General features: G+C 40.6%; 11 protein-coding genes. 7 read left to right on the plus strand and 4 right to left on the minus strand.

What is annotated here, in order from left to right:
- Positions 1-6 precede the first annotated feature (6 nt).
- On the plus strand, positions 7-177 hold the full coding sequence (locus ACFOEE_RS18330) for a hypothetical protein (protein ID WP_377127799.1): 171 nt from the start codon (positions 7-9) through the stop codon (positions 175-177).
- A gap of 55 nt (positions 178-232) precedes the next feature.
- Here the strand turns inward: ACFOEE_RS18330 and ACFOEE_RS18335 are convergent, their stop codons facing one another.
- From ACFOEE_RS18335 to ACFOEE_RS18350, 4 genes are all read right to left on the minus strand, one after another.
- Complete coding sequence (locus tag ACFOEE_RS18335; protein WP_377127801.1) at positions 233-2,092, minus strand: DEAD/DEAH box helicase family protein; 1,860 nt, start codon at positions 2,090-2,092, stop codon at positions 233-235.
- Positions 2,093-2,140: 48 nt separating this feature from the next.
- Positions 2,141-4,138 carry a DEAD/DEAH box helicase family protein gene (locus ACFOEE_RS18340; RefSeq protein ID WP_377127804.1) on the minus strand — a complete coding sequence of 666 codons (1,998 nt, stop codon included), beginning with the start codon at positions 4,136-4,138 and terminating at the stop codon, positions 2,141-2,143.
- Positions 4,139-4,394: 256 nt separating this feature from the next.
- Positions 4,395-4,664: a hypothetical protein gene (locus ACFOEE_RS18345; protein WP_377127807.1), complete on the minus strand. Its 270-nt coding sequence runs from the start codon at positions 4,662-4,664 to the stop codon at positions 4,395-4,397.
- 10 nt (positions 4,665-4,674) lie between these two features.
- The gene (locus tag ACFOEE_RS18350; protein WP_377127810.1) at positions 4,675-5,325 is read right to left on the minus strand and encodes a hypothetical protein; all 651 of its coding nucleotides are present in this window, start codon (positions 5,323-5,325) and stop codon (positions 4,675-4,677) included.
- Between the two features lie 277 nt (positions 5,326-5,602).
- On the opposite strand from ACFOEE_RS18350, the gene ACFOEE_RS18355 reads away from it, so the two are divergent.
- The 6 genes from ACFOEE_RS18355 to ACFOEE_RS18380 all read left to right on the plus strand — a co-directional run.
- Positions 5,603-6,754, plus strand: a complete 1,152-nt coding sequence (locus ACFOEE_RS18355; protein ID WP_377127813.1) for a hypothetical protein — start codon at positions 5,603-5,605, stop codon at positions 6,752-6,754.
- Positions 6,755-7,121: 367 nt separating this feature from the next.
- Positions 7,122-8,537: a hypothetical protein gene (locus ACFOEE_RS18360; protein WP_377127816.1), complete on the plus strand. Its 1,416-nt coding sequence runs from the start codon at positions 7,122-7,124 to the stop codon at positions 8,535-8,537.
- Positions 8,538-8,549: 12 nt separating this feature from the next.
- The gene (locus ACFOEE_RS18365) at positions 8,550-11,747 is read left to right on the plus strand and encodes a hypothetical protein (RefSeq protein ID WP_377127819.1); all 3,198 of its coding nucleotides are present in this window, start codon (positions 8,550-8,552) and stop codon (positions 11,745-11,747) included.
- A 120-nt stretch (positions 11,748-11,867) separates the two neighbouring features.
- The gene (locus tag ACFOEE_RS18370; protein ID WP_377127822.1) at positions 11,868-12,308 is read left to right on the plus strand and encodes a hypothetical protein; all 441 of its coding nucleotides are present in this window, start codon (positions 11,868-11,870) and stop codon (positions 12,306-12,308) included.
- Between the two features lie 279 nt (positions 12,309-12,587).
- Positions 12,588-13,295, plus strand: a complete 708-nt coding sequence (locus ACFOEE_RS18375) for a hypothetical protein (protein ID WP_377127825.1) — start codon at positions 12,588-12,590, stop codon at positions 13,293-13,295.
- A gap of 150 nt (positions 13,296-13,445) precedes the next feature.
- A partial coding sequence (locus ACFOEE_RS18380) for a transcriptional factor (protein WP_377127828.1) occupies positions 13,446-14,139 on the plus strand: 694 nt, incomplete at its 3' end.

Raw genomic sequence — 14,139 nt, forward strand, 5'->3', positions numbered from 1 at the left:
GGTTATATGTTTGCTGCTAAGCGTGAAAAAGTAAAATCGACCGCATTTTCAGACTTCTTTAGACATGCTTCATCTCGTGACAAAAAGAAGTTTTTCGAGCAGGTCGTTCATGATTCTATTAATGATCAAAAGCTTATAATTGAGAAAGCAAAGCAGACGGGTAATTGTTCTGCCTAGTAATACCAAGCAATCAGAATTGAAGAAAAGCCGCACGATAGCGGCTTTTTTGTTTTTAAAATACGCTCTGATGTCTGATACGTGACGCTTGGAGTGGCTCTGCATTGAGTGACTTGGCATCACTCAAACTTTGGCTATAACAGCCGCGTTGATACAGTAATAGCAGGGTATCATCGTATTCTGCCCCTAAAGCTTTGCAAATCTCTTCCATGTCTTCAGTATCCATCGCGCGTTTCAGAATGTCCTGACGCGAAGAGAGGTTATAGATACTGAATATACTCGCCATAATGCGTTTATCTTCGGTTTTTTCGCCTCCTCCGGGGTTGACGATTAGATTGAATTCAACGGATTCACCCGCTGCGAGTTGAGCGGTAAACTTCAAAGCGCGAGCTTTGGCACAACTTGCTGTACCATCATCATAGGTTGCACCATTAACCCATTGGGCTTTTATCCAGTTTTGATGTTCTCCTTTTAGTGCACGTCGCGCTTTGCGATAAGGCCCTTCATCTGCGAGCAGTTCTTGACGAATAAGAGCAATAGCCTGTAAAACTTCAGCGTCATGTGTATAAATAGAAAAATCGAAACTTGGGTCGCTAAGCTTAGCGGGAATGATGAAAAACTGCTCTGTGAGATAGGTTTTCGAGTCATCTAGCTTCTTACTTTGAGTGTATTCAGGTGACGCCGCTACGACAGTACCTCTGTCAAAACCTCTAACTGAATAACGCTCGCAAATGGTATCGAAATACTGGTCTAGTCCGTTAAAATCTCGACTATCCGCTCGAGATTCGAGAACGTCGAGTAATTCACTGTAGGCACGCACTGCATCTAAATTGGTATAGTGCTTAGCTAGGGTGTTGTTATGATAACCACATGCTCGACCTATGTTTGCTTGGACGACAGCTGCGATATTTGAAATGGTGCTATCCCAAGTATTGATTAGCGTATTCTTCATATCTTGGCCAAAATTAACTCCAGCCCTAAACCCAGCTACTGTAATGGCGATGAGTTTGTCGTTAAAAAGTAGAGCCGTTTCATACTCGCGCTTGAATTCATCAATGCTGGATAATTCTTCTTCCTCCAGTCCTACTAATTTTTGACCTATGATATAAATCTGTTCAGGCTCAATATCATTGTCGAGCAGGATTTGCTGGGCTAGTTTTGCTTGGCTACTTGGTACTCGGATAAGGGACCAACCTGTTCCTTGATGCTCTTTAAATTGGCGGATAAAGCGCTTACGAAGGAGCGAGTCGTCACAGAAGTCACGTTGTCCTTCATCAAGTTTGACAATCTGATTATTTGCGTGCATTTGTCGCACGCCAAGATATTCATGACTTGTTTTATGAAAGACAAGGGAGGTGTTAAAGTTATGACGCAATATGGAGTCATTGCTGGCAGCATAAAGTGCACTAAATGGAGTAGCTGAAACAAATACGACGTTACAAGTTAGATTATCTGTTTCTAGGTAACTAAATATCCGGTCGTACCGGATACTGTCACTACTACTACCGTAGTGGCATTCATCGATAATAATCAATTTAGGTTGCTGATATTTGAATTCGGCCCTAAGTGCGGTTTCAAAATTAATAAAGTTGCTGACAACCACGTTTTTACATGGGGCTAAGTCGAGCATGGCTTGGTCTTGAAGTGCTGTATCTGCCATGGTGACTAAGTATAGGGTGTCTTTAAGGTGTTTCCTTTCTACGATCTGCTCATCGGGTAACGATAGACGTTGCAGACAAGCGAGGGCGAGAGCGATGCCGGATTTTCCTGATTGCATCTCTGCTGCAACTACGACCGCACGAGAGTCTGATTGGAATTGCTCAAAGACTTTGTGTGCGGCCTTTTGCTGGTGGTCGAAGGTATTTTTAGACATACATTCTTCAACAATTTGGCGATGAGTGAGTGCACTGTTCATATTTATACGCTCAAAAAGGAGGTTTCCCTCCTTTTATAGATTTAGTGATTAGTATGCGGGTTCTACTTTATCCGAAAAGTGGGATTCGTCACTTAGCTGACCTGTTTGTTCAGGCAGGTTGTTATGCTCTTTTTTCTCTAACGTTCTATCCAGGTCATATGCGCCTCGCAGATACAGCACCATCATCGTATCGTCGCGAGGGATATTAAAATGATCACACATCGCCCATACATCTTCTGTGCTCATGAGCTTCTTTGCGACCTTGCGACGCGATATATTATAGACGCTGAAAATTGCTGCAGTTACAGCTTTGTTTTCGGATAGTTCACCGCTACCAGGAGCAACAACTCTGTTGTATTCTAGATATTCACCTTTATCGAGCATGTCAGTGTATTTAAGCGTTTTTTCACGCTGTGTACCATCAGCTCGTGCTTTTTCAGGATTGTCAAAGCTGTCACCATTCACCCAGTGTGCCTTAATCCAGTTTTTCTTTGCGCCACGTAAGGCGCGACTTGAACGAACCGTAGGTGCACCTTTTGCGGTATATTCGTTGCGAATAATTTTAATTGCATCTAATAAACGTGGATTGTTCGTGTATGTCGTGAAGTCGTGATCTTCATCAAACAACATGCCAGGCACTACAACGTAGCTATCTGTCTTATAGGTTTCAACATCACCAATTGGGCGTCTTTTTTTATACTTAACCGTTAGTCCAACATCTAAGCCATTGACTTGATATTCTTGACAAACATCTTCAAAAAACTCTTTTAGACCCTCAAAATCTGATGCTGCATGATCGGAGCAAGTACTTTCTAAGTGGTCGAGTATTGCGCCATAAGCTTCTGCTGCATTTAAATTCGTATAGTGGATTGATGCATTGTTGCCATGATAACCACATGCACGGCCAATATTGGCCTGAACAACCGCCGCCACACTAGCGACAGTGCTATCCCAAGTGGAAATCAGGTTGTTTTTCATCATCGCACCAAAATTAATACCCGCTCTAGCACCTGCGACGGTGATAGCTATTAATTTTTCGTCAAACATTAAGGCATCTTCAAACTGTTGTTTGAAGCGCTCAATGCTGCAATGCTCGTCTTCAGGAACGCCGGATAAAGAGTTTCCTAGAATATAAATAGAATGTTCATCAATGCCTTGAGAAGTCAAGAATTGTTTAGCATCCATTGCGAAACCTGCAGGAACGCGAATAAGTGACCAGCCCATGCCTTGGTGATTTAAAAATTGCTGAACAAAACTAGCTCTTTCAGGAGAGGGATAAAGAAAGTTTTTAGTTTCATCATCAAGCCCTTTTACCTTGCTATTTGCCAGCATTTCGCGTACACCGTAATACTCATCACTTGTTTTGTGGAACACCAATCTAGTATTAAAGTCACGGCGAAGAATGGAGTCTTTAAGGGCTGACGCAGCCACCTCTTGTGCATCTTTTAACTTGATGTCATCATTTTCAATTTCGGCTTCCTGTTGAAGCTCAATGGCTTCTTGGTATTCTGTTTCAGCACCGTAAAGTGCGCCAAAAGGCGTGGCGGAAATGAATACAACTTTGCACGAATCATTTTCTTGCTCTAAATAGTCAAAAACTTTGCTGTAACGCACTGCTGAAACATTTGAACCATAGTGACATTCGTCAATGATGATTAGTTTTGGTGGGTTACCTTTAAATTCATTATCAAGCGCTTTTTCGAAATTAATAAAGTTGCTGACAACAACGTTTTTTGCCTTTTGTAGATCTTTTTCAGCTTGTTCTTTCAATGCTGTGTCAGGCATTGTAACCAGGTATAGGGTGTCTTTAAGTTGCTTTCTGTCGCAAATGGCTTCATCGGAAAGACTGAGTCTTTGAAGACAGCATAAAGCGAGGGCGATCCCTGATTTACCTGCTTGCATTTCGGCGGCAGTAACTACTGCTCGAACATTTTCTTTGAACGCTTCAAAAGTTTTTTGAGCAGCATTTACTTGATGGCTATGTAGGTCTTTACTAGTTAGTACGTCGTGTACCAGATTACGAAGCTTGGTCGCTTTTTCAATCATCGTGTTTTTTCCTTAACAGCGAACTTGACTGGTCAATTGCTCATATGCGAGCTGATTTATCAACTTAATCGATGGTTGTATCAATAGCAATAGTGTACCTATGAAACTTATAGTGATCGTAAAAATGCGGCTAGTAGCGCCTATTAGAGCAACTTAAATCATAGAGTTGATTAAGAAGAGAATAGTTTAAACTGATTTTTAAGTCGCTGTACGTGAACCGTTGATGTTAAGGTAGCTAAACATCAATGAGAAATGATTATTTAGTGGTGCGCCAGGTTCTCGCGGAGGTCCGACCGATAAGCCCCGACATCACGCTTGAATATCCAATTGAGCGCCATCGGCCTTTGGAGCTTCTTCTGTGCTTTGCTGATTCGGCCTTCGTTAGCAGAATTTTTTTAAGTTTAGGGTTTGCAGCCAGTAAATGAAGAAGCTCTAGCTTCGACTTCTCACAACCTCCATTGGCCTTTTTAGCTAATAAATTAGCTTGAACGATAAGCTCTTTTTGCTCTTGGGTAAACTTTTGCATTTTTAATCAATCAGGAATTGATTACAGGATAAAAGGCTTTTCCCCAAAGTTCGTTAGGGTTATCCATCATAATGTTAATGATACAAGGCACGAGTTGAGACAGAAATTTCACAGCGTCTTTAAGTTGTTCGCGGTTTGCACTGCTATTCCAAGTTGCTCCGCCATGAATAAGTTGATTTCGCAGAGTATACAAGCGTTGTAGTACTAAAGCGGTTAACTTAGCGGATTCTTGATGTGCTAGAGCATAATTAGCAAAGCGTTTCGCGTCAGCAAAGCGTTCCTCGAATTCATGTTGGCTAATCAGCCCGTTTTGATATTGCCAAAATGGTTGAAAGACGTATGGATTATTTAAGAGAGTCCGGATACTGGAAGGAAACTCGTGCCAAAGTATGTGGTAGAGTTTTTTGTCTTTATCTAAGTGATGTAACTTATCTAAAAAGAGAGAGAAAGACTGGATCTCGCTGCTAGTAATTAGTTCTATATCCTGCGCATAGGCAGCATTGAAAGAAACCCATAAAAAGATGAACTGGCTATCTACATCGTCTGTCGATTGTTCAGCTTTATTCATCCAGCTTAGTGCTCTATGTACTCTTAGCGATAACCCTTCCTGAAAATTGTGGCGTAACGCCCTTTGCTTTTCTTTAAGTTGCAGATAGTTCATTGCAAACCCCAACATCCTTTTGAATTGTAATATTAAATTAACTGGAAGAAGCCTTTTCGTCTAGTAACAAGCAAAAAATAGATAGTTTTTTGAGCTATGTAGCTTTGTCTTTATTTTTCCGTGGTGGGTATCAATACCCACACCATATAAAATTAAAACCACCAGCCATGAAGTTATACATTGATAGTCATGCGAGGTAAGTTTTATTTACACTATTGCGAATATTGAAGTACATTTAAACAAAGTTAAAACAACGCACTATACAAGGATGAAATCTGTGCAGAGTCTATTGGTAAATCTAAAAAAGTATCGTCCAAGAGAAAACACCACTCCAACCGAAAACTTTGTTACTGAAGCGTTCGCGTTCTTACTGAATACGGTGCCAGACGCCGCCCAATCATTTCTTTCCTTGCTTTCGTCCCAACGGGCATCTTTAAACATTTCAGGTCCACTAGACGGTGACTCTGAGTGGTCCACTCAGCAAAATTTTGGCGGTGTATATCCAGATATGTTTTTTAGTCTCGGCCATACACAACTAATTTTTGAACACAAAACGGATACTGGGTTAAGCCATAATCAACTAGATAACTATCGTAGCTACGCAGCAAAACACTACAACCAATTTTTACTAGTGTTAATTACTCGCCATGAAAAGCAACACCAGCAATCGCCAGATATTAAGCTGTGTTGGCGAGATGTATATGTATGTCTTCAGCCATTGCTTGGAAGGTTAGAAGAGCATAGCAAAGCCCATTGGATAGTGAGCGAATTCTTATCGCTTTTAAAAAATGAAGGACTTGGGCCGATTGCACCTATGAGTTTTGACGGTATGTGGCACTTTATGGCTGCAAAACAGTTTGAAGGGCAATTTAATCAGTTTGTAAATAGGTTAGCTGAAGAACCTTGGCCGCAAATGGCAGCGTTTGATTTAAAGATTGGACGCCAATGGGGGCGAAATGGTCTTGAGTTTCGTTATGTAGTGGACAACAAGCCAACGTGGCGACCAGGCCTTTTTATAGGTATGTTGCATGCCCCAGAAGATCATTGTGTTACTCATCGTAACATAAGGGGCGTGAACTTAGTTGTGATTGTTAGCTTTTCGAAAGCAATCCATCCTTACTATGCCTCGCTTGATGCCTATAAATCATTACCACGTTATTTAACTGAAGCCAGTCAAAACCATCCAATCTGGCATTTTTACAATCATCATCAGGACGGTGAATACGCAAAACAAAACCGTTATCACGCTTATTATCTCGAAGCTCCGCTGGTGGATGTTTTAATTGGTACAGAAACGGCTACGGAGCAATACGAGCGGCTGTATCAAGTGTTATCTGAAGGGTTAGATATAGTCGTGAAATCTGCTGGGTTTGAAGCTTTAGTGAAAGAACTAGCACTTTTGAGAACGCCTGAGCAAAGCGAACTTTAGCAAGCCGGGTCTTAAGCTCGGATGTAAAACTATGTTAGCAAAAATTAATTAACAGCAGGGAAAAATATGGATAATTGCGATGAATTACTAATCGACAAAAACAGGATTATGACTTTAATTAAAGAGCGCTTTTACACGTTGCAGCAACAAGAGCAATAAATGGGCTAGCCGTTACATCATCAGGACTACTAAGCCATTACTTGATTTAGCTACTGAGCACTATATTGGGTATGTAACTTGGTGGTTGACTATTAAAATTTACTTTGAAAGGGCTAGAGAAACCAGAGTTTCGAGCTTTACTAGAGTAACGTAACTTTATGTCGCTCTATTTCCATAGGGCGATATGGTTTTTGGTTAGGCAATAACTATGAATAATGAACGCAAAAAAGCATTAAATAATGCCGTTAGCCTTTGCCCCATTTGGCCTCATCAGGCATCAGAGCAAATTGGCAAAATGATACAAGAGATAAATCAGGCTAACGCGATTATTAATAAAATTGCGAGTACAGCCCAGAACAGTGCAATTAAAGGCGGTTTTGCTGCAGAGACTTTGCATGCCGAATCATTTAATTTGGACGCTATTCTAAAAGATAAGGAGGTTCGAGCCTTCACTGATAATTTTGCCAACTCACCCCTTACCAAAAACCATTCAACCCACGATATCGTTGTGATGAAAGGGGACGAGCAAGTACTTGGTGCACAACTTAAATACTTCAAAGATGGTGAATCGACTCAAAAGGCGTTCAGAGCGACAAAAGATAACATCGCAAAATATAAAGACAGTGATGCGTTTATTGGTCCTTCAGACCAAATTGACCAGATCAAAGCTGCTGCAGAAAGAGATGTGCAAAGAAATAGTCAAACACGTCCGGAGGTGGCTGAAGCAGCAAAAGAAGTGCGCGATAAGGCAACGGAAAATCTTGATGTCGATGGTGCCCAGTCAACCCCACTTAGCAAACGTGATGCAGAGCGTTTAGGTCAAGGAAATAAGGAAGGTAAGGAACTGCATGAAAGCCTGCAACAGGATTATCTCAATAAATCGACTGTTCAACAGAGCTTGCGCGCCGCGAAATCGGCTGCGGTAATTTCTACAGTCATTGCTGGTAGCATTAACACGTTTCAATCGATTAAACGTGTGCGGGATGGGGAAATTACGGTTGAGCAGGCCACTTTCGAGATTCTGCAGAATACGGCTATCGCTGCTGGTGATAGCGCATTGAAAGCCGGTGTTGCCACAGCTACGGTCAGCATAACTGCAAGAAACTTACCGACCTTGTTTACTGGTTCCGCATTCAAGCGAGCTTTTGCTAACAATGGTGTAGCTGCAGTGGCTGTCTGTGCAGTGGATGTGGTTCAGAACGTTGTCCTATTCGCGGCCGGAAAAATTACCCGAGAAGAGCTAGAAACTCGATCTGGTAAAAACTTATTGCAATCTGGGGCGGGCGTTGCTGGTAGCTCTGTTGGTGCAGCTGTTGGAGCCCTCGGCGGACCGGCTGGAGCATTGGTCGGTGCGATCATTGGAGGCCTAATTACGACAATCGCGATGAGCATAGCCATCGACAACCATATTGAGAGAAACTTTCGTCTGACACTTGAGGCAACAGAGAGTGTCGCAAGTAACGCAATGATCATGCACGAGTCGTTGGAGTATCTGCAGTTGTCACAAGCTTTCTATGCAGAGTTTCACAAGGAGCTGTATATGTCTGAGCGTCAATTTGCTAGCCAAGTTAAAACGATGGCGGACCAAAGTACACAAATAAAGAACCTAATCGATAATCTTTAAGGCATATTTTCAATGAGTGAAATAATTGAAGCTGTACCCCAAGAAATTTTTCAACAACCATTGAATAACGCAGAGCAGGAAATGGTTGAAGCGCTTGTTGCGCAACATAAAAATAACGTAGTAGTGACCCAGCAACTCGCAATGGATGCCTCACGGCTTTTCACTTGTAGTGAAGAACGCCTGAAACAACAGATAGAAAGTGGGTTTTTCAAGCGTTTTTCAGGAGCGTTGAGTGGTCAAAACCGTGAGCAACAGTTGCAGAATCAAGTTGATGTGCTACAAATGCAGAAATTTGCTTGGCATTACCTTCAGCAACTTCAACAACAAAACCTGATTAACGCTCAAAGTATAGCTGTCATCCGCAACAACTTGGGAACGATGAATGAGTACATCATTGAAACCCGCGAGTTTCTCTTCCAAGCAGTTGATAAAATCAATCGCCGCCTTATCCGTGTAGAGAATCATGCCAGTTTCAATCAATGGTCATTGAACATTGAAGCAAACAAGCGGCGATTTAGGTCAATGCCTAAGGCGCTGTTGATCCTGAACCTAAGCTATGATTTTTTGCGAAGTCATCCTAGTGTCATGCTTACATCACAGGATATCAATCACCTTATCGTTACCCTCGAGAAGCTGGAAGTAGACTGCGATCAAGAAGTCAAGTTACTAGATTTTATTCTCGATTTGATCGATCAAATTGAAGCAAGCAGTATTGAACGTTATCGCTCTCTCATTGAACTGTCATACGGCGACCATCTGGCTGATTCCTACTTTATTCAGAAAAATATTTCGGGATTGGCGTTCAATTCACTCTACTATCTTTCGGATGAGTATGACCGAGTCATCGATCTCCTCTCAGACATTGAAGTTTGTGATACTGACGAGAAACGAGAGCGTATAGTCTCCCGATTTTTTGGCAGAGAATTTTCTGGTTTAGAAACAAGATATTGCATGCGGGATCTGATTGAGGAAATAATAGGGGGTAGTTTACTGACTTTGGAAATCTACAAGGCGGTAAACGGCGTGGATACTGTGTCTAATAACTCTATCGAAGACACTGAACCAGTGACATTAATATCTCAGTTACCCGATATAAACGATCATACTTTCTTTGACAACACTGAAGATAAGGAAGCTCATTACAATTATTTGCGACTCTTCTCACTATGTATCGATAGCTTCGCATCGTTGAACAAAGAAGGTCAGGCGTTTATTGAGTTGTTGGCAAATAAAGCTGGGTGCCCGCAGGTGATGACAGAAGTTGCGGCACTGGCGAACAGTCCAAATAAAGTGCAAGACAACTTAGCCATCCTGAAAGAACTGCTGAAAAATGACGATAGTGCATATATTTGGTTGCTTGATGCATTTTATTTATTGACTCTATGCAATACGCAAATTGAGTCACCTAATATGTTACGCATCTTGAACTCACTGAAACCCGCTCAGTTCAGGGAGCATTTTCCATATATGTTGACGGTGATTTCTGAACAAGATGAAGAGAAAGTACTTGCGGCTGCTGAAAAACTTCAGCATAAAACCAATGGTTGGAGAAATGTTATTGGTTATCGCGAGTTTAACTTCGAAAAAGTGTTCTCCGACTTAAGATCGAAGCTGCGTCGTACAAGTTCGATGGCACAAGATATCTCGTTAGAGCTGGCCATTGCGACAATGAAATCCGGAGAATATTCGTGTTTTATGGATATGCTAGATGACTCTTTTATGGGCAGGATAGGAAGTAAAGTTGGGAGTGCTGCATATACGCTTGGTCGTAGCTCCTGTTTATCTTCGCTCAATGATGTGCGTAAGAAGGTCAGTAAGTTTATCTCTGAACATGCGGGTGTTTTGCAACAAGGGAATCGTGAGCTGGTGCGATGGGGAATCCCTGCGATTACGTTCGAGAGCGATTCAGGCCATGGCGACTTTGAGTTGGATAACTCTACTGAGAACGAGGAGTGGTACGAGCAGTTCTGTCATTTTGAGCGCCAGTTAGACAATACCCTCACATCTTTCTCAAACGCTTGTACTGAGGTATCTGAACAATTAGAGTTTTTCATAAAAGGCCGGTTTGGGGAGTCAGTCATTGAGCTGAGAGAAAAGCAACGTGCTGAGCAGCTTGAACAGCAGCGTCAGGAAAAACTTGCTAAACAGTCAGTTATTGTCAAAAAGGATGATATCAAGTATCTGCTTCGTATCGAATGGAACCAAATAAAACACCCACCTTGCGATCCAGAGAAAATCACCAGCATAAAAACCGATGGTACGACTTGGTTAATCGTTGCTAATGGTAACGGGTTATATCGTAGTTTGGACCGTGAAAACTGGATGAAGGTAGAGCTAAGTAAAAGTGAAAATGCGCCCTACATTAGCAAGCTTTTTTTAGTTAATGGTATGTGGATAGCCTTTGCGGGATACAGTGAAGGTTTTTATTATTCTCAAGATTCAATAAATTGGAAGCAAAGCCTGTACCCTGATGGACTTGGATATAATTTTACCAAAACAGAAAATATCGTTTACTTTAATGGGTTATGGTTATGGCGTTTCACTGTTCGAAAAGAATATAAATACGTTGAAAAAGGTATTTTCTTAGATTCTACTAAAACAAGCACTTACGACGGGGTGTTTGTTTTTTGTTCAGAAAGGCTAGATGGTGGTTGGAGAGAGTGGAAGCTTTTACCAAATCTTTCAGAGGGGATCAAAGTTGAAAGTCTACAACCCTTGCCAAGTGGAAATACATTGCTTGCTTTCTGCCATTACGACTATTTTTATACTAAATCTAAGAAGAAGAATAATGTGTCTTCTTCCATCCGTTACTACATTGATGGAAAAGGTTGGCGTCACTGTACATGGGACGGTAAAAACGACCAGTTCGGTGAACCTGTAATTATTAATGTTGGTCATAAAATGCTTTGTTTTTATAGAAATCAAGTTATTTCCTCAGATAAAAAAGGGTATGAGTGGCACGCTAAAACAGAGAATATCGATCTTAATGATTACGCTCATCTAAAAGATTTTACTTTATTTATTGAAGATGGGTGGAAAAAAACTTTGTATGTAAGTCAAAGCGGGGAAAGTTTTGATGAGCTATTTCTAGGTGAGGGAAATTGGCACAATTTGGCTGCTAATGAACAAGGTTTACTGGCTGTTTATTCGAGAAGTTCGCATGAGAAATTTTTGAAAAGTGGAAGTTATATTTTTACTCCAATTGGGTAGTGGTAAAAGTTAGCGAGAGATTATTTATCTTTAACTTTATTATACCTAATGGAAAAAAATGCGTAATGCACGTGAGCAAATTAACTTTCTGCCTGCAAAGTAAAACTATAGAAAGTACCCATGACAAAAATTAAAAATATAAATAAAGAAAAACCAAAAATTTATACAGTAGAAATATTGGCGAGTTTTGAGCTCCAATTAGTACATCAATTTTCTGATACTGATATTAAAAATGCTGGTGGCTCAGTCAATGATACTTTTGATGATTTGATTCAGGAAGTTGAAGAGAGTTTTTCTTATTCTTCTATCAGCGTTTGCTTTGAAAGTCCTAAGAGAAGACGAAAAGATGGGAAGTATAAACTCTCAGGAAATATAACCAGATGCTATGAATTTCCTGAAGGGAGCGTTGACCTGCTTGAAGGGGAGCTTGTTGATGGAACATTTGATAACCAGCTCAATGATATGAAGTTAGCTGTTGAAGATGTATGTAATAACAGTGGCTATGAGTTTACAATTGTTTATTTTGATTGGGCGGATGATGAAATTATTGAAGTGAACTAATATCTAAAATTTCTAATTAATCTGATAATGGTACATAAGTGATAAGGGATCTAACATGTACATATCCAGCTTAAAATAGCTGCCACAGATTTTTTAACGCCCTCGAATTACGAAATAAAGAAAAATATCTGGTAAGAATAGGTTGTGGTCAATTTAACGTGTTTAGCAGTAGTTCAAAAATGTTTATTTGATGAAGAATGGTAATTTATAAAAAGCAAATGATAGGCATGTATCATATGATTTTTGATTTGGTGGAATAAAAAACTATAAGGATTTAATATGGCTGTTGTGAATAAAAAGCGAGCGCATAATGCAATCTTGATACTAGAATCCCCATGGGGTTTGGATGATACAGACAACAATCGGACCAGTGTTTTACCGTTTATAGAAGGGGCTGCTAAAAGGGCAGGAGATACAGAGGTTTATCATGCAAATTTCTATGATAAGTCGAGTTTTAATAAAGCTTTAGAATGTATCACCCGAAGCAGTTTTGATAACTCTATTATCTACATCGCGGCACATGGATACAAAAAAAAGGTTGGAGAAGTCAATATAGACCATATTCTATTCGAAGTAGGAGAGCTATCTAAAACACATAATATTACCGGCATTATGTTCGGCTCTTGCTTTGTCGGGGAAAATATTACTAGCATTGAAGTATATCTTCAGGAGACTTCTATCCGGTGGTGTGCAGGCTATGCCTCTTCAACGTGGTGGTTCGAAGGGACACTTATTGACACCGCGCTAATTTCTTATTTATCTGCTTTAGGTCATGAAGGATATTCGTCTAAAGACTCAATGATAGAAGCATTCTCGGACGCTATTAAGCCATTTGCCGAGAACTTTGCAATTGGTCAGGACTATAAGGAAAGGTTAGTCTCCCTCAAGGATTCACTTAAGATAGTAATTCAGCCAACTGGAAGGGGATATCGTGCAAGAGATGTGACAGATATAGTATTTGAACATGTCAAAGAAAGTCGACTTTAGATTATAAGTCAAATTGATACAATCTGTATTGTCATACTCGATAAAGAAAAGCTATTCAGGATCAGAGCAAACTAATTACCTTTAGTTAAAGATTTCATATTTACTAAGCTGGTGGATATTACCAGCTTAGTTGCTAGTTAAGTTAAAAAAATGAATTCACAACGTCATTTGACCATTCTAGAACTGATTCCATACCAACCAAGCTCCATATCTACTTCTGAATTGAAGAGCAAGTTATCGAATAGAGGGATGGTAGTTAGCGCCCGGATGTTACAACGAGATCTGCAAGCAATGTTTGACAGTAGCAGTTTTGGTTTGGAAAAGGATATTCGTACAAAGCCTTATGGCTGGTCTATAAATGCTCAATGGCGAGGAGCGTCTACTAGGATGAGTATGGAAGTGGCTGAGCACTATTTGTTGCTAGAACAGTTGCTCCCCCATTCATTGCCTTCTGACATTAAACAGTCGGTCCATGTAAAAGCTGAGCAGGCTCTTAATCGTCTTAACGGTCAAAAGCCAAGTTGGCTCGACGAGGACCATCATAAACATCTTAAAATTAATCTGGACTCAAAAGTAGTTTCGCAAATTGAACATGCGATCAAGTTCAAACGCGCAGCAAGTGCTAATATTTGCAGAGTGCTATATAAAGAGGCCCATTGGTTAGCATTTAGCGAAGTTAGTTTTTTTGCACTAGTAGAGCAAACAGGCGTGTTAATGGCGCAATTTATGGTGGGAACGTTGCACGATAAATGCTATCAATTACCAATATATCGTATTCGCAACGTGCAGATCCTTCAAAAGCCAAGCCGAACCCCATCTCAAACTCAACTATTGACTCTGCGAA

It is taken from the genome of Pseudoalteromonas fenneropenaei, from assembly GCF_042643375.1.
GTDB lineage: Bacteria > Pseudomonadota > Gammaproteobacteria > Enterobacterales > Alteromonadaceae > Pseudoalteromonas > Pseudoalteromonas fenneropenaei.

Bases quoted from the DNA above. Each gene is read 5' to 3' on its own strand.
- ACFOEE_RS18375 (WP_377127825.1), top strand. From the start codon at position 12,588: ATGGCTGTTGTGAATAAAAAGCGAGCGCATAATGCAATCTTGATACTA.
- ACFOEE_RS18350 (WP_377127810.1), bottom strand. From the start codon at position 5,325: ATGAACTATCTGCAACTTAAAGAAAAGCAAAGGGCGTTACGCCACAAT.
- ACFOEE_RS18335 (WP_377127801.1), bottom strand. From the start codon at position 2,092: ATGAACAGTGCACTCACTCATCGCCAAATTGTTGAAGAATGTATGTCT.
- ACFOEE_RS18370 (WP_377127822.1), top strand. From the start codon at position 11,868: ATGACAAAAATTAAAAATATAAATAAAGAAAAACCAAAAATTTATACA.
- ACFOEE_RS18345 (WP_377127807.1), bottom strand. From the start codon at position 4,664: ATGCAAAAGTTTACCCAAGAGCAAAAAGAGCTTATCGTTCAAGCTAAT.
- ACFOEE_RS18340 (WP_377127804.1), bottom strand. From the start codon at position 4,138: ATGATTGAAAAAGCGACCAAGCTTCGTAATCTGGTACACGACGTACTA.
- ACFOEE_RS18360 (WP_377127816.1), top strand. From the start codon at position 7,122: ATGAATAATGAACGCAAAAAAGCATTAAATAATGCCGTTAGCCTTTGC.
- ACFOEE_RS18365 (WP_377127819.1), top strand. From the start codon at position 8,550: ATGAGTGAAATAATTGAAGCTGTACCCCAAGAAATTTTTCAACAACCA.
- ACFOEE_RS18330 (WP_377127799.1), top strand. From the start codon at position 7: ATGTTTGCTGCTAAGCGTGAAAAAGTAAAATCGACCGCATTTTCAGAC.